General features: G+C 35.9%; 25 protein-coding genes and 1 pseudogene. 6 read left to right on the forward strand and 20 right to left on the reverse strand.

Annotation, left to right across the window (positions count from 1 at the left end; genetic code table 11):
- Positions 1-40: 40 nt before the first annotated feature.
- The 8 genes from OLM61_RS15940 to prmA form a co-directional block, all read right to left on the reverse strand.
- Positions 41-724, reverse strand: coding sequence for a YiiX family permuted papain-like enzyme (locus OLM61_RS15940; protein WP_264523605.1), 684 nt, complete (start codon positions 722-724; stop codon positions 41-43).
- A gap of 174 nt (positions 725-898) precedes the next feature.
- Positions 899-1801, reverse strand: coding sequence for a hypothetical protein (locus OLM61_RS15945; RefSeq protein WP_264523606.1), 903 nt, complete (start codon positions 1799-1801; stop codon positions 899-901).
- 18 nt (positions 1802-1819) lie between these two features.
- On the reverse strand, positions 1820-2638 hold the full coding sequence (kdsA, locus tag OLM61_RS15950; protein WP_173966851.1) for a 3-deoxy-8-phosphooctulonate synthase: 819 nt from the start codon (positions 2636-2638) through the stop codon (positions 1820-1822).
- A gap of 583 nt (positions 2639-3221) precedes the next feature.
- A complete protein-coding gene (locus OLM61_RS15955; RefSeq protein WP_264523607.1) occupies positions 3222-3674 on the reverse strand; it encodes a 2-dehydro-3-deoxyphosphooctonate aldolase in 453 nt (150 codons plus the stop codon).
- A 101-nt stretch (positions 3675-3775) separates the two neighbouring features.
- Complete coding sequence (locus OLM61_RS15960; RefSeq protein WP_264523608.1) at positions 3776-4453, reverse strand: lysoplasmalogenase; 678 nt, start codon at positions 4451-4453, stop codon at positions 3776-3778.
- A 7-nt stretch (positions 4454-4460) separates the two neighbouring features.
- Positions 4461-5732 (reverse strand): sterol desaturase family protein, encoded by a 1272-nt coding sequence (locus OLM61_RS15965; RefSeq protein WP_264523609.1) that lies wholly within the window; start codon positions 5730-5732, stop codon positions 4461-4463.
- Between the two features lie 64 nt (positions 5733-5796).
- Complete coding sequence (locus OLM61_RS15970) at positions 5797-6072, reverse strand: ATP-dependent Clp protease adaptor ClpS (protein ID WP_095381901.1); 276 nt, start codon at positions 6070-6072, stop codon at positions 5797-5799.
- 120 nt (positions 6073-6192) lie between these two features.
- A complete protein-coding gene (gene prmA, locus OLM61_RS15975) occupies positions 6193-7026 on the reverse strand; it encodes a 50S ribosomal protein L11 methyltransferase (RefSeq protein WP_264523610.1) in 834 nt (277 codons plus the stop codon).
- Positions 7027-7139: 113 nt separating this feature from the next.
- Between prmA and OLM61_RS15980 the strand changes: the two genes are divergently transcribed.
- Complete coding sequence (locus tag OLM61_RS15980) at positions 7140-8276, forward strand: hypothetical protein (protein WP_264523611.1); 1137 nt, start codon at positions 7140-7142, stop codon at positions 8274-8276.
- Positions 8236-10575 carry a hypothetical protein gene (locus OLM61_RS15985; RefSeq protein ID WP_264523612.1) on the forward strand — a complete coding sequence of 780 codons (2340 nt, stop codon included), beginning with the start codon at positions 8236-8238 and terminating at the stop codon, positions 10573-10575. Before OLM61_RS15980 ends, OLM61_RS15985 begins: the two co-directional genes overlap by 41 nt.
- A gap of 133 nt (positions 10576-10708) precedes the next feature.
- Here OLM61_RS15985 and tpiA read toward each other — a convergent pair whose 3' ends face one another.
- From tpiA to OLM61_RS16005, 4 genes are all read right to left on the reverse strand, one after another.
- Positions 10709-11461, reverse strand: a complete 753-nt coding sequence (tpiA, locus tag OLM61_RS15990; protein WP_264523613.1) for a triose-phosphate isomerase — start codon at positions 11459-11461, stop codon at positions 10709-10711.
- Positions 11462-11533: 72 nt separating this feature from the next.
- A complete protein-coding gene (locus OLM61_RS15995; RefSeq protein ID WP_264523614.1) occupies positions 11534-12028 on the reverse strand; it encodes a TlpA family protein disulfide reductase in 495 nt (164 codons plus the stop codon).
- A gap of 373 nt (positions 12029-12401) precedes the next feature.
- Positions 12402-13502, reverse strand: coding sequence for a BT_3928 family protein (locus OLM61_RS16000; RefSeq protein ID WP_264523615.1), 1101 nt, complete (start codon positions 13500-13502; stop codon positions 12402-12404).
- A 91-nt stretch (positions 13503-13593) separates the two neighbouring features.
- Positions 13594-14136, reverse strand: coding sequence for a DUF1599 domain-containing protein (locus OLM61_RS16005; RefSeq protein WP_264523616.1), 543 nt, complete (start codon positions 14134-14136; stop codon positions 13594-13596).
- A 237-nt stretch (positions 14137-14373) separates the two neighbouring features.
- Here OLM61_RS16005 and folP point away from each other — a divergent pair, with 237 nt between their 5' ends.
- The 4 genes and pseudogenes from folP to OLM61_RS16025 all read left to right on the forward strand — a co-directional run bounded on the left by folP (position 14374) and on the right by OLM61_RS16025 (position 16961).
- Positions 14374-15198 carry a dihydropteroate synthase gene (gene folP, locus OLM61_RS16010; protein ID WP_264523617.1) on the forward strand — a complete coding sequence of 275 codons (825 nt, stop codon included), beginning with the start codon at positions 14374-14376 and terminating at the stop codon, positions 15196-15198.
- Between the two features lie 303 nt (positions 15199-15501).
- A pseudogene (locus OLM61_RS16015) lies at positions 15502-15651 on the forward strand (dihydropteroate synthase); the annotation flags it as partial.
- A 6-nt stretch (positions 15652-15657) separates the two neighbouring features.
- A complete protein-coding gene (locus OLM61_RS16020) occupies positions 15658-16275 on the forward strand; it encodes a hypothetical protein (RefSeq protein ID WP_264523618.1) in 618 nt (205 codons plus the stop codon).
- A 38-nt stretch (positions 16276-16313) separates the two neighbouring features.
- A complete protein-coding gene (locus OLM61_RS16025; RefSeq protein ID WP_264523619.1) occupies positions 16314-16961 on the forward strand; it encodes a hypothetical protein in 648 nt (215 codons plus the stop codon).
- A gap of 117 nt (positions 16962-17078) precedes the next feature.
- Here OLM61_RS16025 and rlmH read toward each other — a convergent pair whose 3' ends face one another.
- The 8 genes from rlmH to OLM61_RS16065 form a co-directional block, all read right to left on the reverse strand.
- Entirely contained in the window at positions 17079-17552 is a 474-nt protein-coding gene (gene rlmH / locus OLM61_RS16030) for a 23S rRNA (pseudouridine(1915)-N(3))-methyltransferase RlmH (protein ID WP_026982293.1), read from the reverse strand.
- 109 nt (positions 17553-17661) lie between these two features.
- On the reverse strand, positions 17662-17964 hold the full coding sequence (locus tag OLM61_RS16035) for an antibiotic biosynthesis monooxygenase family protein (protein WP_264523620.1): 303 nt from the start codon (positions 17962-17964) through the stop codon (positions 17662-17664).
- A gap of 20 nt (positions 17965-17984) precedes the next feature.
- On the reverse strand, positions 17985-19400 hold the full coding sequence (locus OLM61_RS16040; RefSeq protein ID WP_264523621.1) for an adenosine deaminase: 1416 nt from the start codon (positions 19398-19400) through the stop codon (positions 17985-17987).
- 211 nt (positions 19401-19611) lie between these two features.
- The gene (locus OLM61_RS16045) at positions 19612-19896 is read right to left on the reverse strand and encodes a GNAT family N-acetyltransferase (protein WP_264523622.1); all 285 of its coding nucleotides are present in this window, start codon (positions 19894-19896) and stop codon (positions 19612-19614) included.
- A gap of 6 nt (positions 19897-19902) precedes the next feature.
- Positions 19903-20298 carry an OsmC family protein gene (locus OLM61_RS16050; protein WP_264523623.1) on the reverse strand — a complete coding sequence of 132 codons (396 nt, stop codon included), beginning with the start codon at positions 20296-20298 and terminating at the stop codon, positions 19903-19905.
- 2 nt (positions 20299-20300) lie between these two features.
- On the reverse strand, positions 20301-21182 hold the full coding sequence (locus OLM61_RS16055; RefSeq protein ID WP_264523624.1) for a pirin family protein: 882 nt from the start codon (positions 21180-21182) through the stop codon (positions 20301-20303).
- A gap of 268 nt (positions 21183-21450) precedes the next feature.
- Complete coding sequence (locus tag OLM61_RS16060; protein WP_264523625.1) at positions 21451-22287, reverse strand: DNA alkylation repair protein; 837 nt, start codon at positions 22285-22287, stop codon at positions 21451-21453.
- Positions 22288-22313: 26 nt separating this feature from the next.
- A complete protein-coding gene (locus OLM61_RS16065; protein WP_264523626.1) occupies positions 22314-22550 on the reverse strand; it encodes a hypothetical protein in 237 nt (78 codons plus the stop codon).
- Positions 22551-22663: the final 113 nt, after the last annotated feature.

The following is a 22663-nucleotide window of genomic DNA, read 5'->3' on the forward strand; positions in this document are numbered from 1 at the left end:
TGGTTCTGCTTTCTCTTTCAATACAGACAAAAAATGGCTTTTAATAGGTGTCAATTACCGTTTTTAGGAGCTCAGAATCGACCAAATCGGAGGGAGCGACTACTTTTTCGTCAAGAGGAACATCATTTCCGTATCTTTCCTTTAGTATTTTTTGTACTCTTGGATCGGTTAGATTAAAATCTTTCAGCTGTTTCAATTTCGACAATTCAATGTTTGCCACATTCTTATAAATTTTCCAGATCAGCTCAGAGCAATAAATTCGGGTATCGCTCCACTCAAAATAGGCATCGTATTCTCTTCCGTCAAATTGCTGACTGTATGCTTTCATTTTTTGAAGAACCACAGGAGTCAAAACGGCATCGGCATTTTTCAATCGTTTTACAAGATAATCTGCGTTTTTTCCGTGCTGAATCCATTCATCAAAAGGAGTAAGTTTTACAGGCTGAACCGCTTCAAAAACAAACCATTTTCCGTTGATATCGTAAATGATGCCACAATGTGAGAATTTAGAGTTGGTTGCAATTCGTACCGCTTCACATTGAGGAGACTGAGAGGTTTGGAATATAAGGTCACCATCTTTAATTTTGTCTTGTAAGGTCGTTTTTTCTTTCGTTTTAGCGTGCGAAAAAGGATTGTTGGGGAAAACCTGAAGCGCAACAAACAAAGCACACCCAAAGCTGAGTAAAAAGGTAATTCCTAAAAAGAGAGATTTTGATTTTTTCATTTTGTAAAGGTGTAATGTGAGATGTGAAATGTGAAATGTGATCTGTAAAATGTGAAACCTGAAACCTGAAACCAACACCTTAATCCCCCGTTCACAAATTATCAGGACAAATAAAGGTCAAAAAAAAATAGTTACCAAAATGATAACTATTTTTAAATATAATTTTAAGAAATATTAGATTCTAAAAATTCCTCCAACAGCAATAATTCGCTGCAAAAAGAAAAAGTCCTGTGATGCTCTGTCTTCACTACTTTGTGTAGTTCTGATATCCTGCATGTTGATGTAACCACCTTTTAACTCACCCTGTATGTAAAAATACTTGAAGAAAGTAAGGTTGATTCCCGCTTTTGCAGAAAGACCATAACCAGAAATATGAAAATCATCATGACGTTCTTTTCCTAAAAGAGTAGTATTGGTTTTAGGGTACAAAAGTCCTACACCTACACCTTCAGTCAAATTAACCTGAATTTTATCCGTGTTAGTGATACCAAACAATTTAGAAATATCATCATGTCTGGAAACTTCCGTATTAATATAGTTCAAACCGTCTGTATGTTCGTACATTAAAAAAGCAGTACCGCTTCCAACTTCACCTTTTCCGAAACCACCTTCCTGAGCACCACCCTGAGACATATCTACCGGTCTGTTGTTGTAAACTCCGTTGTAAATAGATCCGGCCTGATCAACAGGTAAATTGATATATCCATTAACATTTGCGGTTTGATTTTGGCTCATTACATACTTCATGTGATCCCAACCAACCGAAACACTGTAGTGGTCGCTAAAGAAATATCCCATTCTGAAGTTAGTTTGCGGAATGGTCATGTTAACCGGATTTACATAATCAATATGCCATCCTTTTGGTTTGTCATGAGCTTTCATGTTATCAACCGTAAAGTTGTAGTCTTTCCCTCTGAAATTCACATCAGATTTGGTGTAACTGTCTCTGTTTCCTCCCCAGGAAACGAAAAATTTTCCTTTATTGTGGGCGGTATATCTTTGTACTGCGATTTCTTCCTGTGCAAAAGTGTTTGCTGAGAAGCACAACAAAAAGAAAATTATAATATTTGTTTTCAATGAAATGGTATTAAGTAATTAGAATGAATTAACTGTTTTTCTAATGGCTACCAATTTGGTCATTAAACCTTCGAAATAGTCTAAATGAAGCATATTAGCGCCATCACTTTTTGCATTAGCAGGATCAAAATGAGTTTCGATAAAAATACCGTCAACACCAACAGCGATACCCGCTTTGGCAACAGTTTCGATCATATCAGGTCTTCCGCCTGTAACTCCGGCAGTTTGATTAGGCTGTTGTAACGAGTGTGTCACATCTAAAACGGTAGTAGCATATTGCTGCATAGTAGGGATTCCTCTGTAGTCAACAATCATGTCCTGGTAACCAAACATAGTACCGCGATCGGTAACCATAACGTTTTCATTGTTACAGTCCAGTACTTTTTGTACCGCATGTTTCATGCTTTCCGGACTCATAAATTGTCCTTTTTTCAGGTTTACCGTTTTTCCGGTGTTTGCCGCAGCAACAACCAGGTCAGTCTGGCGAACCAGGAATGCAGGAATTTGCAAAACATCAACGTATTGTGCCGCCATAGCAGCATCTTCATTGGTATGGATGTCTGTTACAGTTGGAACGTGGAAAGTTTCAGAAACTTTTCGTAATATTTTTAATGCTTTTTCGTCACCAATTCCCGAAAAGCTATCAATTCTGGAACGGTTGGCTTTTTTGAAAGATCCTTTAAATACAAAAGGAATTTGAAGATTGTCGGTAATACCAACTAGTTTTTCTGCAATTCTAAGCGCCATTTCTTCTCCTTCGATAGCGCAAGGCCCTGCCAATAAAAAGAAGTTTCCGCTTTCTGTATGCTTAATTTGTGGAATATGTTGTATGTTCATAGTGTGTTTTTTTTGACAGTGCAAAGGTAGTTATGATTTATGAATAGCAGATGAAGATTTAAGTTTTTTTTAAGAAGCAAATCCTGCTTTTAGGACTTAATCTTCAGCGGAATTACTGAATTTAATAGTGAGCTCATTTGAAATCATATCTTTTTAATGCAGCGCAATATTAAGATAATGCCAAAGACTAATGGATGACATTTATCATGCTTGTGGGAAAATTATTTTTCGTATGATCGTTTGATGAAGTACTGTATGATTATCGTCACGATTAGAATAAAAGCAAAAAGAAAGGCAAGCATAAAATGCCCCCACAAACTCCATTCCGCATTTAAGCGAATTTGGATTTTGTTCCTTATAAACATTGGCATTGTAGGTGGCAATGTAAAAGGAAAGAACCGGAACTATTATTTGTGCGATGCAACTAATCAAACAAACCGCCCCGAATTTTAAGGGGATAATTTGGTCAATTGCTTTTTTACCGGCTATAATCTGAAACAGTAAGGGAAGAATAAGTAAAATGAGCGGTATACTTGCCAGCATTTTGTAATTCGGGATGTAATTTGATTTTAGGCTTGTTCTTTTAATTGCTCTTCAAACGCAATCCCATCGGAACCATTAAAATACCTTTTTCATAAACGTTCAAATAGAGTTTTATTGGTTTCTTTTGCCCGTCCCACTTCAATTCATAGACATTTAAGAATCCGGCCCCCATGTCGCTTCTTTTGGTTGGAAACGGACAACAGGTTTCTAAGCGCGTATAGGTGATTTTTTCGCCATTTGGCCCTGCCAGAGCATTTAGAAAACGAGTTTCGTTTAAAGCCTCATTGCGGGTATTTTGGAAAAAAATATTGATTGGATAATCAGGATCATAACCGTATTTTTTATCGTTGCTGAATTGTGTGATAACAAACGTATTGTCTTTCTTTAAAACAAGATCCGGAGCATTGTCATCTACATTTTTTAAAGTCGATTTTGTGCTTATACACGAAGCTGTGGTAAGGATTAAAAGGATAAAAAGGGTTATTTTTTTCATGGTTTATTGAGATTGGTCCTACAAAGGTAAAGCGTTTTTTGCTAGAGTTAATACCGATTAAAAGATTTATAAAAAAAGTATAAATCGGCTGCATCCGTAGCTTAATCTGCTTCCTTCAAATTCAGTTTTAATATACCAATTACAATCAGATATTGTGCCACAAGATAGGTAAGCATTATAAAAAAGGAACTTTTTTCTATGGGAGCATGAAATTTATTAAACGCCAGGATACTATCAGAAAGAACAAATGAAACGGCTCCTGCCAGAACATAGAAACTTCCTGGTTTTTTCCAGCTAAGCCCTCCGTTAAAAGCAAATAAAAGCATGGTAGAAATTACCGCAGCGTAGATAATTACCGGTATTCTTAATTCGCCCAGGTTTGGCATCAGAAACATAATCATTCCAATTAAATAAAAAGCGATAAGAAGGCTTCCGGCGCCGAACAGTACTTTGTTAATGTAGATGTCTCTTTTAGCTTGTTTGTTAAACAATACACAATACAGCAGGTGGGCAATCAGGAAAAAAAGGAGGCCCAGAATAAAGTAGATTTCGCCAATATCTGCAAAGAGCAAAATAACATCACCCATCCAGGAGAATAATAATGCCCCCAAAAGGATTTTTCGGGTACGGAATTTTCGATTAAAATAAACGCCAAAGCCCAATAACGGTACTAAAACAGGTTTTAAATACAAGTCTAAATTTTGATATTCCAGAAATAAAACAATTAGATATAAAATACTAAAAGCAATATAGGTTTTAAAAATAAAGGTATTTCTCATAATCGTTTTATGAATTAACAGGTTGGTTTTGGTAGTTTTTAAAATCGATATTTACAAAGTAAATGGTGGCTAAAAAGGATAAGGTTAAATAAGTAAGAATGATATAATTGAAATAAGGAAATACATTGTTTAAACCAAACCAGTCTCCGTAATAGCTTATAATTGCAATCACAATGCCAAAGCGCAACGCTTCCCAGAAAACCGCATATTTGCTTTTGTCCATTAGTTCGCTGTAACTGTAAATCGTAATCAGGATAAAAAAGCCGTAAATAAAGATGTTTGGCAATCCAATTTTGGCAATATTATCAAACAAATAAGTCACAAACAGCAAAGTGACTAACATTTGAGTTACCGACCAATAAATTAGTTTTTTAGAATTTTGAGTCCCATATTTATTAAAAGCAAAAACATTTTCGATTTTGGTTACCGGATATTTTTCTTCAAAATTCTCGGGCCTCCAGCCGGTTGGTTTAAACCAGATGGTGAGCCTGTCTTTCCAGTTTTCAGCACGCCAGGCATCTTTAATCAGCAAGGTCAAATGCTGGAAATTAATGCGGATAGGATTCCAGGTTTGTGCCGGTCTTGTAATACCAAAAACAGGTGGAACATCGTCTAACTCTGCCTGAAAAGTACCAAAAAGCTTGTCCCAGAAAATAAAAATCTGAGAATGGTTTTTGTCTAAATATTCGGGATTTATAGCATGATGTACACGGTGATGTGAAGGGGTAACCAAAATGTATTCGAGAAATCCCATTTTATTGATGTGTTTGGTATGGTACCAGAATTGCAAAAATAAATGCAGCGGCAGGGTAATAGCAATTACGGAAGCCGGAACTCCTAATAAGGCTGCCGGAATCAGTAAAAAAGTAAAGAGATTAACAAGACTTGCAATAGGCTGACGCAATGCGCAGGCAAGATTAAACTCTTCGCTGCTGTGGTGAATGGCGTGTTTGTTCCAGAAAAGATTAATCTGATGGGCCCATCTATGACTCCAGTAACCATAAAAGTCGATTACAAAAAAGGCAATAAAATAGGAGAGAACGTTGGCTTCTAAATGGTAAAGCGCAATTTTAGAAACCATCCATTCATAAGAAATAAAAGTCAGGCTCAGTCCCAAAACATCTTTTACCGAATTGGTAATTCCGGAGCTAATGCTCGATACACTGTCAATCAAAGGAGCAGTGTCGTTCTTTTTGTAAATGCCGTATAATTTTTCGATTATAATTAATACTAAAAAAACCGGCGTCGCAATAATCAATATCTTTCCGTATTCTTCCATAAAAAAAAGATTCTATTTTATTCAAATATAGAATAAAATAGAATCTTTTTTAAATTATTTACACTTAAACAATTTCGGCGCTTAATCCGGCTTCCAAAAGTTGTGTGCATTGTGGTTTTAACTTGTCCATAGGTCCTGTTTTTACAGTGCATTTCCCATTGTAATGTACAATCAGGGAACATTGTTCTGCTTGCTCCGGCGTATGACTACAAACTCGCATTAAGGTGTCAATTACATGATCAAAAGTGTTTACATCGTCGTTGTAAACAATGATTTCGTTATTGAAACCTGTCGCTTCCTTTTCGCGAACTCTTTCTCTTACTTTTTCTTTAGTACTCATTTTTTTACGTTTTTGTACTGTTGTGAATTACTAATTTTTAGGCATATAGCGCACAGATTAATTAAAATTTAGAAAAATAATGAAATCTGTGAACTGTTTAATAAACAGATAATCAACTATCTAATTTACGTATTTTAATGAAACCCAGTTATTTCTTTGAAACTTTTTAACATAAGTTAAACCTTTTTCGGTGCAGGAAGCATCGATAAACGGAATGTCTTCTTCATAGAAACCGCTTAAAAGCAGTATTCCGTTTGGATTCAAACAGTCAACATAACTTTGCATATCGTTCAACAAGATATTTCGGTTGATGTTGGCAATGATTAAATCGTATTTTTTTCCGGCCAATAAAGCAGCATCGCCTTCATAAACGGAGATGTGTTTGCAATTATTGCGTTCGGCATTTTCGATCGAATTGAGGTAACACCAGTTGTCAATATCGATAGCGTCGATAGGCTGAGCACCTTTCATTTCGGCCAGAATGGCTAAAATAGCTGTTCCGCATCCCATATCAAGTGTTTTTAAACCTTCAACATTAATTTCGAGTAAATGCTGGATCATCATATGTGTGGTTTCATGATGTCCTGTTCCAAAACTCATTTTTGGTTCGATTACAATATCAAATTCAGCATCCGTTTTCTCGTGAAAAGGAGCACGAACATGGCATTTACCGTCTACATCAATGGCTTCAAAATTTTTCTCCCATTCCTCATTCCAGTTCACCTGATCGATTTCTTCAATCGTGTATTCGATTTTAAATTCTTCAGATTGTAAGATATAAATGTCGTCCAGTATATTCTCGTCCCATAAATCTTTTTTTACAAAAGCCGAAATTCCGTTTTCCGTTTCTGTAAAAGTCTCAAACGCTTTTTCGCCTAATTCAGCAATTAAAATTTCTGAACCTGGTTCTTTTGGTTCAACCGTAAAATGGTACCCTAAATATATATTCGACATAAATAATTTTTTTGCAAAGGTAAGAATCCAAAGCAGAAGTTGTTCATAAATAATCTATATCCTTACCTTAATAAATGTTAATTTTGATTGGAATTTGTAAGGATTTTTAAAATATGAAGAATATCGTTTTTATTTTGCTCTTTGTACTGCTTAACGGAGCTACCTGTGAGAAGGAACATGAAGTGGTACGATCGTTTTGTTACTGGAAAACCGATTTAAATTTCGAAAGTAAGGAAGATTCTCTCATCAGAGATTTGAAGGTGAAACACTTATACGTTCGTTTTTTTGATGTCGATTGGAATCCTTATGCCAAAGAACCTTTGCCGGTTGCGACAATTTTGGATGTGAGATTAAATGAAAGCAATCCCGAAATTACACCAAGTATTTTTATTACCAATGAAGTTGTTCTGCAATCCAACAAGAAACAACTGGACAGTCTGGCGGTACGAATTGCCAAGCGTATTGAACAGATTGGTGTTAAAATAAACGAGACAAAGGCCGAAAAAACGGCAGGTGCGATTGTTTATCCCAAGGATTATTACAAACAAGAAAATCGCAAACAGCTGAACTATGATTCGGTAAAATCAATTGAAATGGCAAAATTGAAAGTGGATTTCAAAGAAATTTTGATTGATTGCGACTGGTCGGAGCAATCAAAAGACAATTATTTTTATTTATTAAAGCAAATCAAGAAGCGATATTCGGCCACTCCGGTTTCGGCTACTATCAGACTGTGGCAGTACAAATATGCTTCAAAAGCGGGGGTTCCGCCGGTAGACAAAGGTTTGCTCATGTGTTACAATATCACAAAACCGGAAGAATTTAATACAAAGAATTCTATAGGAACCAGTGAAGAGTTGGCTCAATACATTACCCATGATAAATACCCGTTAAAGCTTGATATTGCACTGCCATTATACAGTTGGGCAGTGGTTTTTAGAGGCAATCAGTTTAAGGGAATTTTATCAGATTACGATCGACTTCAGAATGATACCGTTAAATTAAAGAAAGTATCAGAGTCTAAATACAGGCTGCAGGATGACATTTTGGTCGGACAAACGTATTTGAGAAACGGTGATGAAATCAGGATCGAGAAAATTTCAGAGGACGAGCTCGATAAGATGATTTCCATCGTAAAAAACAAAATTCCGATAGACAATCAGACCAAAGTGACGTTTTTCTCTTTTGATAAAAAATATATCAATGATTATGGAACCCAAAATATATCCGGTTATTATGCGCGTTTTTAGTAGCTTACTTTTTGTTTTAAGTGTTCAGGTCTCTTTGGCCTGTGGCTGGAGTGTTTCGCCTGAAACGAGCAGGTTGGTTTTGTTCAAAGCCCAACGCGAAGGCTTTTTTAAGCTGACACCCTTTTATTATTCGGCCGATAATTATTATACAACCAATACCGTTTCGGGTGTTGATCAGGAGTTGAATTGTGTAGAATGGACGAAAAAACTGGGCGGTCAGGTCGATCCAAAGGACGTACATGTTATTTTGTATGAAACGGATGCTGAGACATTTGAAACCGCTTATGAAACCAAGTCGTTAAAGAAAGTTTTTGAAAAGAATACTTTTATTGAAGCGCTGCTAGGATCCAAAAATAAAGCGCTCTTAAACTATATTTTGTTTGCTAAAAAACTCGAATACAACAGCAATACCGATGTAAAGTGGGAAAGCTGGGACACGGTGAGCTATGATAGTAAAGATCATAAACTCGCAGAGGTTGGTGATTTTGAAAAGAAAATCAGAACGGCACGTGATCCCTTTTTAAAACAGCGTTATGCCTTTTTAATGCTGAGGTACAGTTTTTATGCGACCGATAAGGCTGAAGTGATTCGTTTGTATGATACTTATTTTGCAGATCATAAAAACACTATTTTAGAGCCATGGGCTTTGTATTATAAAGCTTTGTGCATTGAAGATTTGCCTTTGCAGAATTATTTACTGAGTAAAGTTTTTGCTTCCTGCGAAGAAAAATCGTTTGCTGTTTTACAACATTACAACTGGAAATTAACCACAGAAACTTTGGCATTGGCCCAAAATGACGAAGAGCGAAGTGTGATTTTGGCTATTGAAAGTTTGCGCAATCCCGCACCCGATTTGAAAACAATTGAGGAAGTGTATAAGCTGAGTCCGAATAGCTTGTATCTGAGTTTTTTGATTGGAAGAGAAATTAACAAACTCGAAGACTGGATTTTTACACCGATGTATACGAATGACGGAACCCCTTCAGTTGTTTTTGACAGTACGGCCTGGTATGAGAATTACGCAAAAGCAAAAGATGAAAATTTCAACAAAGACATTTTGCACTTAAGAGCCCTGGAATATTTTTTAATTTCTATACGCGAACAGACTTCGGGTGAGCAAAAGGATTATATCACAGCGGCAATTGCTCAGCTTTGTTTTATTGGAGATGAAATTGATCTCGGAAAAAAATACACCGCTATGATTTCCGAAAAGGCCAATCCTTCCATACAAATGCAGAAGAACATTCAATTGGCATTGGTTTCTTTAAAACAAGATGATTTGAAGAACGAAAAAGTTCAAAACCAGCTTTTCAAATACTTTGATTCCGTTGAAAGTCTGGTAGAAAAGGACTATGGTTTGTTTAAGAACTTATACAGTTTGTACCGAATTGCCAGTGCCGATTTTGCCAAACAAGACGATCGTGTTACAGCAGGTTTACTGGCTATGAAATCGGATATTAAAAACGAAGGAGAATACTCCGGATATGGCAACCCTTATTTTTACAATTACATCGGTTATTTTGACCGAAATAACGCGACGGTAGCGGATATAGACCGTTTGATAGCGCTGCAGGAGAAAAAAGACAAAACGCCATTTGAAACCTACATTTGTTCGGGAACTATTGCCCTAAATGTCAATTATTATAAAGATCTGAAGGGAACAATTGCATTCCGTAACAACGATTTAGAACTGGCTTATAAAACTTTCGCGGGGATGCCACAGGATTTTTGGGAGAAAAACTATGCCTATAAAGACTATTTGAACGAAAACCCCTTCCTGCCTAAAATCCTTCAAACAGCAGAAGAACGCAAGTTTAATTATCGTTTTAATAAGACCAATTTTATAGGGGAGCTGATTCGGTTAAAAAAGCAAAATACGGCGACAAGTAACCTGAAACTGGCACATGCCTATTTCAATGTTTCGTATTTGGGAAATTCCTGGATGATGACGGCCTACGACTGGACATCGGGCGAGTCGTATGTGGATTATGTGTATGGAGACAATTCGGAAAATGAAAAGAAATATCAGAAAGGCAATTATTATAATTTGAAAATGGCCAAAATGTACTATGAGAAAGCGTTGAAGATGTCTAAAAACAATAACGAAAAAGCTTTGGCCAGTTTAATGATTTTTGAATGTAATTATTACGATCATTACGCCAGCTTAGTTTCGGCGGAAGAAGAAGAGAAGAACCCGTTTAAAGCGGGGCAGGAGCTGTTTAATTTTTATTCGGTATATCGAAAAACGACCGCTTTTCAAAAGTACAATTGCCCGCTCTTAAAAGCATATCTTAAGTAAGTTAGGAAAGAGTTGATGTGAAAAAAAGCGTTCTTATGAACGCTTTTTTTTTATAAGGTACTAAGTTGCTAAGATATTCAGCAATTAGAGTATTTAATTATCTAATTACCTAATTGTCTAATTGCCTAATTATCTAAATAGCAGTAACAATAGCTAAAAAGTCATCTGCTTTTAAAGCAGCTCCTCCAATTAAACCTCCGTCTACGTCTGGTTTAGAGAAGATTTCTTTAGCATTTTCCGGTTTAACAGAACCTCCGTAAAGAATAGAAACTTCATCAGCGATAGCAGCTCCAAATGCTTTGCGAACTACCTCTCTGATAAATTCGTGCATTTCCTGTGCTTGCTCCGGAGAAGCAGTTTCTCCTGTTCCAATTGCCCAAACCGGCTCATAGGCTAAAACAATTTTTGACCATGATTCTTTTGCAATTTGGAACAATCCGTCACGCAATTGATTTTCAACAATATTAAAGTGATTGTCTGACTGACGATCTTTTAATTCTTCTCCAAAACAGAAAATTACGGTCATGTCATGTTTCAGGGCAGTATCCACTTTATTCGCGATTAAGGCATCTGTTTCGTGAAAAATGGCTCTACGCTCAGAGTGACCAAGAATTACGGTATTAACACCAACACTAGTTAACATGTCAGCAGAAATTTCTCCTGTAAATGCACCACCTTCAGCCTGATGAACGTTTTGTGCGGCAACACCGATGGTGGTGTTTTTTAATTTGGCAACGGCAGCCTGCAAGTTTACAAAAGTTGGCGCTACAATTACTTGAGCAGTAGTTTTTGCAGGTATTTTAGTAATTAATTCGCTTAATAATTCTTCAGTTTGTGCTGCGTTTTTATGCATTTTCCAGTTTCCTGCAACAATCTTTTTTCTCATTTTGGTAGTTTTTATTTTTTTGCTTTTATTTTATTGAAATGTATGCTTGTCAGTGCAATTGATCTTTCGGTTTTATTTTAAACCTTTTAAAGTTTCGTTGATTTTATCGAAATCTTTTTCAATGGCACGGTAGAGTACAATTTTTCCTTTTTTGTCTACAATGATGTATCTTGGAATCCAGTCTAAATCAATTGCTTTTCCAAATAAACCTTTCATACCATCATTCATCATAAAATGATCGCCTTTTAATTCGTGTTTTTCAATTCCTGCTTTCCATTTATCGGCCGTTTTATCAGCAGAAAGGAACAAGTACGAAACATCAGGATTATTGGCTTGTAGCTCTTTTAAATGAGGCATGGCTTTTACACAGTCGCCACACCAGGAAGCCCAAACTTCGATAACCAAAGTTTTGCCTTTGTATTTTTTTAAAATGTCTTTGAAAGCAACCTGACTTCCATCAGCTGCTAATAATTTTTCAGACAAAGCTTCTTTAGAAAAACTTGTTTTCTGAGCTTGTGAGCACGAAAAAGTAATAAATGCAATTAGAATTAGCGTTATTTGTTTCATAGTGATAAATGATTTTGAACAAAGTTAAACAAACAAATGGAATGCCAAATGGAGATTAACAAAATTTGAAGAGTCGTTTATATTATCACAAATGAGTCTGTTTCGGTTAAAAAAGGAGGAGTGAAATCGTAATAGTTGGCGCAACTGACTTCAATTTGGAGGGGATTTTCAGAAAAAAAGGATTCAGGAAATAAAAAAAGAAAAACTTTTTTTCGGGAGCGTTAGTTTTTGGAGGAAAAAAAACGTCAGATTTGATCAAAAAAAGGCTCCTGTAAATTCAGATTTTGAAGTTATTTTTTGGAGTAAAAAAAGTCCGCAAAGCGATGAAACTTTGCGGACTTTGTAAATTGGGGTTACCTTTAGAATTGAGGTTTTATAGTTTTAAATCGGCAGTATCATTATAGTGTACTTTTTGAACTACAGTTCCTTTTTGCAGTACTACAATACTTGGATTGGCTCTTTCGATCGTTTTTAGCGTAGTGGCATCACAGAAATAGAAATCAACTTCTAAACCATATTGTTTTTTTGCTTTTGCAATTTCATCGGGGCCAGAAGCCGTCATAGCAATTACTTTGTAGCCTTTTGTTTTAGCTTCTTTGTTTAAACCTTCCAGTTTTTTCATTCCTTCAGGATTAGAAAGTTTTAAATCGTAGGTTACAAATACCAGTAATTTAGGCTCTTTAAGCAATTCTTCTTTGTAATCAGAATCGTCTTTTGTCATGGTGAAATCATGAATTGGCGGTACATAACCTTCCGTAATTACTTTGTCTTTTCGGTCTACAAACGTAGCGCCTTCGGGAATGTTCATCAGGTCTTTTTCAGTAAATTCCTTATCAACACCGTTTACTTTGTAGATAAAAATCATCTCCACAACCGATTTTGGAGCACCTTCAGGAATTTCCATTCCCTTCTCGATATTGCTTCCTACTTTGTACGGACGGAAATCTTTGATCGGATTGTGGTTAAGTACCCAAACGGCCATAATAACACACAAAATAATGCTGATCAAAGTGAGGATATTGGTCACAAATTTTGAAAACAAAGGTTTTACCAGTTTTTTATTGATGAACAATATCAGAATAAAGAAAAGTAAAACAGTATCTTTTGTGAACGATTGCCAAGGCGTTAAGTGTAAGGCATCTCCAAAGCATCCACAGTCTTTAACAACGTCAAAATAAGCAGAGTAGAAGGTAAGGAAGGTAAAGAAAACGATTAATAACAACAAAGCCCAAATCGTAAGTTTTGATTTGTATCCTACCAACAGCATAACACCCAAAACTACTTCGAGAATTACTAAAAAAATCGCTAATCCTAAAGCCAATGGTTCGAGAAAAGGCATATTAAAAACCGGTTCGCTAAAATACTCGGCCAATTTATAGGAGAAACCAACAGGGTCGTTTAGTTTAATTAGTCCGGAAATAATAAATAGTACACCGACAAATAATCTGGAAAATTGAGTAATGATGTTTTTCATAAAAATAATGATTTTAAAATTCCAAAACTAAAATTCCAAATTCCAACTTTTCAATAAAATTTTGGGATTTGGGATTTTTAAAATTGGAATTTTATTTAGTGATAGGATTTAAGATTAAAGCAAAAACAGAATAATTAATCATGTCCTGATAATTGGCATCGATGCCTTCAGAAACCAGCGTTTTGCCTTTATTGTCTTCGATTTGTTTGACACGAAGTATTTTTTGCAGAATCAAATCGGTAAGGGAACTTACACGCATGTCACGCCACGCTTCGCCGTAATCGTGATTTTTGGCTTCCATTAACTCTTTGGTTTGTTTGACTTTAGCATCATACAATTCGGTTGCTTTTTCAACATCTAAATCGGGTTGCTCCACAACTCCAAGTTCCAACTGAATAAGGGCCATGATCGAATAATTGATGATTCCGATGAATTCTCCTTTTTCGTCTTCGTCTACTTTACGGACTTCATTTTCCTGTAAGCTTCTAATTCTTTGTGCTTTTATGAATATCTGATCGGTTAAGGATGGCAATCTTAAAATACGCCATGCACTGCCATAATCTTTCATTTTGTTAATAAACAAAGTACGGCAAACCGTAATTACATTATCAAATTCAAGGGAAGTATTCTTCATTTATTGCTGTATATTTGCTAAAAATTTCTTCAAAAATAAGGATAATTTTTTAAGAGTTTCAAGTTTCAGGTTTTCTTTGTTTCAAGTTTTTTCTAAACAAAGTGTTAATGCCAATAACCTGAAAGTGGAAAAGAATGTAAAAAGTTTCAGGTTTCAAGTTTCAAGTTGACGCAGATTGCGTGTGTTCCAGAACTTGAAACTTCAAACCTGAAACTTGAAACAAAAAAACAACAACAAATGACAATTAATTGCAAAGGCCAGCTTATCGATTTGTCGATTCCTAAAGTAATGGGGATTTTGAATGTGACGCCCAATTCTTTTTTTGATGGGGGAAAGTATAAAAATGAAGAGGAAATCGTCACACAGGTGGGTAAAATGCTTTCAGAAGGGGCTTCCTTTATTGATATTGGCGCCTATTCGAGTAAACCAAGTGCTGAGTTTGTGACGGAACAGGAAGAAATTGAACGTATTGTCCCGGCCATCGAGTTGATTTTAAAACACTTTCCGGAAACCTTATTGTCAATTGATACTTTTAGAGCTGCCGTTGCCAAAGCGAGTATCGAAAGCGGTGCTGCTATTATAAACGATATTGCAGCAGGCGAGTTGGATGATAAAATGTTTGAGGTGATTGCGCACTACAACGTGCCCTACATCATGATGCACATGCGCGGTAACCCACAAACGATGCAAAGCCTCACACAGTATGACGATATTGTAAAAGAAATGCTTTTTTACTTCTCAGAGAAAGTTAAAAAAGCAAGAAGCCTTGGAATCAATGATTTAATCTTAGATCCGGGTTTCGGATTTGCAAAAACAACCGAGCAAAATTTTGAAGTTTTGCAAAAAGCGGAACTTTTTAATCTATTGGAATTGCCTGTTTTGGCGGGGGTTTCGAGAAAATCGATGATTTATAAAACATTAAACAATACCGCGTCAGAAGCGCTAAACGGAACAACAGTTTTGAATACAATTGCTTTGACAAAAGGAGCTAAAATACTGCGTGTTCACGATGTAAAAGAAGCGGTGGAATGTGTGACTTTATTTAACAAATTACATATTTAAACGACAGCTTTGTCATTCCGAGGAACGAGGAATCACCGCAAGAAACTCCGCAAAGAAAAGTCAATCTTTGTCGATTCAGCAACTGTGATTCCTCGTTCCTCGGAATGACAATATTGTCGATTATTGCGATGTATAAAAAAAATAAAAAAGCTTATGAAATACTTTACGCTGCTTATTGCTTTCCTACTTTTCTCTTGTGGTAAAAAGGAAGACGTTTTGCTTCCAAAATCCAATGTTACGATTGTGAAAGACGTACAAGACCTTTCACCCGTTTACATTTTCTTTAAAACTCAGGGAAAAGATACCACTGCCGATGCGCTAAACGGAACAATAGTTTTGAATACAGTTGCTTTGACAAAAGGAGCTAAAATACTGCGTGTTCACGATGTGAAAGAAGCGGTTGAATGCGTGACTTTGTTTAATAAAATGAGTTTGAGTAATACTCTAGTATAGAAAAAAATGATTAAAAATTTATTGTGTTTACTTTTTATTGGAATTTGTGCGGCAAGCTGTGCTAATAAAGATTCATCAGATCTAAAAAGGAACTATCGTGAAAAGATCAATGAAATTAAAGAGTTGAAAGAATATTTTAATAAGATAGTTCCAAAAAACTATATTGTTAGAATAAGATATAACGATTCAGATGAAATTGATTTATTTGTTTACCAACCAACAAATATTCCGGGTAAAACAGAATTATTATTTCAGGAATGGAATGTTGATTTTGAAGATTATGTTGCATCTAAAAAGTCTTCGTATTATGATGGAAGGACAAAATCATTAGAAGAAGTTAAAAAGAAACTTAAATGGAGTAATACAACCTTTAATGAACTTTACGACAAATTAGAGAATGTAAATTGCATTGGAATAACAAATGGAAATCCTACTAAATTGGAATACGGTTTTAGAGGAATGGGAGTTTTAAGTTACTTGATTTTTGATAGTAATCTGAATGAACAGGAACAAAAGGAGAGTTCGGATGATTGTTCTAAAATGTTTTATAAAGATAATGTTGTGTTTACATTTAGTTCCGGAGCGATTGGGAGTTTTTGCATACCTGATTTTAAAAGAAAATAACAATTTATAAATAGGTTAATTTAAAGTACTATAAAAACATGAAATACTTTACGCTGATTATTGCTTTCCTACTTTTCTCTTGTGGTAAAAAAGAAGACGTTTTGCTTCCAAAATCCGATGTTACGATTGTGAAAGACGTACAAGATCTTTCACCCGTTTACATTTTCTTTAAAGCTCAGGGAAAAGATACCATTGCCGATGTAAACCGAAAAAACAGTATTATTTCGACCAATTGGATTTTCAATATTGACAAACGTCTGCCTTTAAAACTGGTAATTCCCGAAGTAATGAAATTACAGGAGAAAAAGCGAGCTGACAGCGCCCATAAAAACGAAAACGCGGAGAATTATTATTCCTACGCAGATTCGATTGGGAAGAACCTTGCTTTTTTGCCTTTCACGAAAGTGTATTACAAAATGGAAATTGCCAACAACAGAAGTCAATTGTATTTTAAGAAGAATGGAATGATAAGATACAGTGGAAGAAAAATATATGATTTTCCGAAAAAGAATCTAAAGCCATTTTTAGATAGTTTGGTAATCAATCCGAAGGCCGAAATCAAATTTTCGTATGATAAAAACATGAGTTTCGGAGCTTATATTCAATGTAAAATCCTGGTAAAAACTATGGCCGATAAAAAGATCCCCTTTGTTTTTATAAACCAGGACGAGGAGTTTGTGTTTTAGCTTTAGGCTGTAAGCAATAGGCTATAAGCAGTGTAGCAAGTAACAATAAACAACAAACAAAAAACCATCAACAATTAGCCATTAACCATCAACAATCAACAATCAACAATCAACAATTTATTGATGGTGATAAGGCTCGTTTCTTAAAATAGTAAATCCTCTATACAATTGTTCTATAAAAAACAAACGTACCATTTGGTGGGAGAACGTCATTAGCGAAAGCGATATTTTTCCTTGTGCTTTGCTGTAAACGGTATCCGAAAATCCGTAAGGCCCTCCAATGACAAAAACTAAGGTTTTGATTCCGGAGTTCATTTTCTTTTGCAACTCTTCGGAAAAACCTACGCTCGAGAAGTTTTTACCGTTTTCATCCAGTAAGATAAGCTGGTCTGTTGGGGAAAGTTTAGACAGAATCAATTCGCCTTCTTTCTCTTTTTGTTGACTTTCAGATAAATTCTTGACATTTTTGATATCGGGAATAATCTCCAAATCAAATTTGATATAAAACGACAAACGTTTGGTATAATCATCAATCAAAGTTTGAAGCGATTTGTTATCTGTTTTGCCTATGGCGATAAGTTTGATATTCATGGTTGTTTTTATTTTTCGCCACTGATTAAAATGATTTTTACAGATTGATATAAAGTGAATTAAAGAAATAATCCCTTGTAATTCTTTTTAATCTGTGGCAAATAAATCTCTATTTTTTATTTTCAAAAACCGTTTCAAAATGTTCTACTACAGGAAACGGTTCATAATAATGATGTAGGATCTTTTTCCATTCTAAGTAGGCCTCAGAAGTTCTGAAACCAACGGTATGATCTTCGAGCGTATTCCAGTCGACCAGCAAAAGATATTTGTTTTCGACTTCAAGACATTTCTCTAAGCGATGGCCCAGATAACCCTCAATTGATGAAATATACTGGCTCGCTTTTGCAAAATCGATTTCAAATTGAGTTGCCAGATTTGGTTTTACATAAAGAAAAGCGGCTTCGAGAATCATACTTTACAGCTTGCAGCAATTTAGTTTTTAGAAAATTTATCTTCAAAAGTTTTAAACCTTACATCTAGATCTTTCAATAATTGTTTTTTAACAGATTCATCCTGAATAAAACTGTAATTGATGCTGTTGTAAACATATTGTTTTATAGTGGCATAGGAAACGTCCTTGTATCTTTTGGCTAATAAAACATATTGCTCCGTCATATTTGTTCTTAGAATTCCCGCATCATCCGTACTGATTACGATTGGGACATTAAATTCTTTGTAAAGCGTAAACGGATGGCGGTTTTCTTTCACTTTCAGAATAAATTCGTTACTGGCCAGATTGATTTCAATCGGAATATTTTTGTTTGCCATATAGCGCAATAAATCATAAGAGTTGGCTTCATAAGCGATATCCACTCCATGTCCAATTCTATTAGCACCCGCAATATGAATGGCGTCATTAATATGCCAGGTTAATTCTTCCGGCTGAACCAATCCTAAAGTCAGTTCACCCGCGTGAAGCGTATACTTTACATCAGGAAACTTAGAATGACAGTATTTAAACATCACCATATGCAACCAATAATCTTTCATCGAGTTTTCGCCATGTTCCGGTGAAACGATGTTTACGCCCGCAACAAGTTTGCTGTCGTTGGCAGAGATAAAGGCGATACTTAAATTTTTAAATAAATCGACAGGATCCATAAAACGCAGCACAAAATTCTGATAGCGCATTGTAAAACGCTCATCGTCAATTTTAAGGTCTTTGTGCAGTTTAGCGATAAAATTAGTGTTGAAATCTACAGCATACTTTTTAGCCTCTTTCTGTTGAAGCGATTTGTACAGCTCGTCTAAAAGTTTGAGCGTTGCTTTTTCGTCTTTCTGAGCGGCTGCCTGACGTAATTTGCTATTAAAATCAGTCAGATCAGAAACATTCATATCACACGGAATCGTTGATAATTGTGTTTCAATATAACTCACATTTTCTGAAAGCGCGCGTTTTTTTAATTCTAGTATTCCTTCGGCAAAATGGCCTTTAATAGTAGGTTCGAATTTTTGAAAAGAATCAAAAAACAAATCATCAGAAGGTACAGTACCATTATAATCTTTGGCAGACCAGGTTTGCATAACCTGTTGTTGGTAATAATCTAATTTGCCATCCTTTTTTAGAGAAGAGAAGGTTTGCCAGTTTCCTTTTTCTGGTTTTGTTTTAGAAACTTCCATAGTTTCTAAATTCAAATAAAAATCTTCTGAAATTGCTCTTTCTAAAAGAGGTTCTGCGTAAATCGATCCTGAAAAATGGTGGTGTAAATCACCGCCTTTTGGCATTTGTTGAAAGAAAGCTGTGGAGAGAGCTTCGTTATTTCTTATTTTTTCTAAATAACTGTCAGCTGTTTGAGAAAAGCCGATTTGTACTACTAAAATACAGAAAAGTGTAATTATCCTTGTCATACTCTAAGTTTAAATTACATGCAAATATACAAGTTTCTACCGAGATTTAAAAATTGATCTCGTTGTGTTGTTTTTTTACCGCAAAGAGCGCAAGGTTTTGTTATGTGCTAAATTTTATATAAACGCAAAGTTCGCAACGCTTTACCTAAAAAGAGTTTGCGAACTTTGCGTAATTCTTTGTGTGCTTTGCGGTTAAAAAAAATTAGTAGTGTTAAGAAAAAAGCACATCATGAATTTCGGCAACCTTATCAAAAACGCTTTTTGCAAAAGGACAAAGAGGGATAATTTTCAGGTTATTGGTTCGGGCATATTCTACAGCGGCCATTACCAGTTTTTTGCCAACACCTCTTCCGTTAAAATCTTCATTTACTTCAGTGTGGTCGATGATAAATTTAGAATCGCCTGCCCAGGTATAAGTCATTTTTCCGGCTTGTTTTCCCTCTTCTACAGCTTCAAAATAGCCTCTTCTTGTATCGTTTATTTGTTGAATTTCCATGATATGTTATATTAGTGTGGTTTTAATTTCGATTGAATTTGTTAGTGTTTTATGTATCGGACAGCTGTTGGCAATTGTTTCAAGACGTTGTCTTTGCTTGTCGTCTACCTCGCCGATGATTTCGATTTTTCGGGTAAATAAGGAAACTTTTTGATCCAGATCCCGTTCAAAATCAACTTTGATATTGATTTCTGTAACCTCCCATTGCTTGCGGTTGATATACATACGAAGCGTGATCAAAGTGCAGGAAGCTAAAGAGGAAGCCAACAGTTCTGACGGGCTGAATCCTAAGTTTTTGCCTCCCATTTCCTGAGGTTCGTCGGCAATTACAATATTTCCACTGGCGGATGTTATTTCCGTGCGATACAAACGGGTATCGATTTGTGCTGATAGTGTATTCATAATTATCGCATTTTAGGGTCAGGTAAAGGAACAAAATCCGTTTCGCCCGGAACTTTAGGGAAAGTCTGTTCGGTCCAGTCTTTTTTGGCTTTTTCGATCAGGTTTTTGTCCGAGGAAACAAAGTTCCAGAAGATGAAATGTTCTTCAGGAAAGGGCTGTCCTCCAAAAATATAAACCGTAGTGTTTTCGGCGATTTCAAACTCACATAACGTACTGTCGTTGGTAATTAGAATTTGTTTCGGATCATAAACATGCTCACCGCTTTTGATGCTTCCTTCAAGAATGTACAAACCGCTTTCGCCGAATAAATCTTTTCCAATGTTAATTTTTCGGGCTTCCGTACTTTTAATCTCAATAAAATAAAGAGGACTATAAACCGGAACCGGTGATTTTTTGCCAAACGCTTCTCCTGCAATTAATTTATAAGAAACACCGTCTTGTTCCCAACTTGGGATATCACTGGCTTCTACATGTGTAAAATTCGGATCCATTTGTTCCAGCTCTTTAGGCAATGCAACCCAAATTTGCAGGCCGTGAAGCATCTTATCCGAATGTCTTAAATATTCCGGAGTCCTTTCTGAATGAACAATTCCTTTTCCTGCGGTCATCCAGTTTACAGCTCCCGGTTTTATTTCCAGTTCGGTACCCAGACTGTCACGGTGCATAATGCTTCCTTCAAATAAAAATGTCAAAGTTGAAAGTCCGATGTGCGGATGTGGAGGGACATCCATATTTTGATACTGATTTAAATGTGCAGGCCCCATGTGATCGATAAATACAAATGGTCCAACCGCTCTTTTTTCGCGGAAAGGCAATAAACGACCTACCATAAAATTGCCAATATTGGCAGCGCGTTCTTCGATGATTAAACTGATATTTGACATGTTCTTTGTTTTAGTTGAAAGCAAAATTACAGCTGTAGTTGTAATCTGTAACTTAATTTAGATTAAGAAAATTGTTTCCGGTATTCTTTATAAAAGTAAGGAAAATGCGGAATAATTCAAATGCTTCTTTTTTAGTGCGGTGCTGTTTGTCATTCCGAGGAACGAGGAATCTCTACGAGAAGCCCGACAAAGATTAGACTTTCGTTACGGAGTTGCTTACGGAGATTTCTAGCTCCTCGGAATGACAAAAAAGGAGAATCCTTTAAAATTACTCAATCAATTCAAAATCGAGTGTTTCGCTTTCTGTTCCGTTAATAATAATAGACAATTGATGCATTCCAGTATGAAAAACGCGTGTAGTAATGATTTTGAACGACTGGTTGCGCTCTATTTTGGTTGTTTCATTTGGGGGATAAATCTTCTCACTGATTTTAAAGACTTTTTTCGCCAGATGTCCTTTTGCTTTTTTATAATGAACAGCATACTCTAAACGAATCGTTTTTGGCTCCTGGTTTTTATTGCTTAAGTAAAAATGAAACTGCAGATAATCTCCAATTTTCACAACAGGAGTCTTGATTTCGAAAGAAGAAAGTTCAATATTGGTGCTTTCCAGTCCATAATGACTCAGGATTTCAGGATGTCCCTGTTTGAGTAAAGTACGACAGCCGTGCTTGATAATTCCGTCAGTTTCTTTGCTGTGACCTTTCCACTTACGGGCAATTTCAAGGACGATTTGCGGATTGTCTTTTACAATATCGTTCAGGTTATTGGCCACGCTTCGGCGCACATATTCAGAGGAGTCGTTTTTTAGATTTTCTAAAATAGGAAGAATAGAGACAGGGTCTTTCTTTAGATACGGAATTGCCATTGCCCACGGTAACCTTGGACGACTGCCTTCGCTGGCCAATCGGCGAACATGATGGTTTTCGTGCAGGGACCATTTGGTCATTTCTTCGATCATTTCTTCTTTGTATTTTAGAATGAAAGGACGAACGGCAAATTCACAGCTTATAAATTGTGTGATCGAAACAAAAGCTTTCGCTGAAGTTTCAAAATCATCCAAACCGTACATTTCGATATAATCGGCAAAGAAAATAAACGCCAAATTGCTGTCCGTGAAGCTGTTTTTCTTCAGGTTTTCGATGATTTTGTCCAGTAAAGAAACGGCTTCGGGAAGTTTTCAGGCATAAACTGATGCAAAACAACGGTGGTGTGTTTCATGCGGTCTTTCCATTCTTTTTGGTTGAAATCACCTTCATAGATGGTGGCAATAAATTTTTGTTTGTCGAATGTTGGATGCACTTCTGCTACAGCCTGACCAAATTTTTCGTAAAAAGCAACCGAGTATATGTCTTTAATTAATCCCATGGTTTTGTTTGAATGAACCTCAAAGATATTTATTGTTCTTTAATTTTTTGAACGATTAAGAGATTAAGTTTCGTTAGGAACGGACACTTAATTTTTCGTACTCTTTTAATCGT

Source organism: Flavobacterium sp. N502536 (genome assembly GCF_025947345.1).
Lineage (GTDB): Bacteria > Bacteroidota > Bacteroidia > Flavobacteriales > Flavobacteriaceae > Flavobacterium.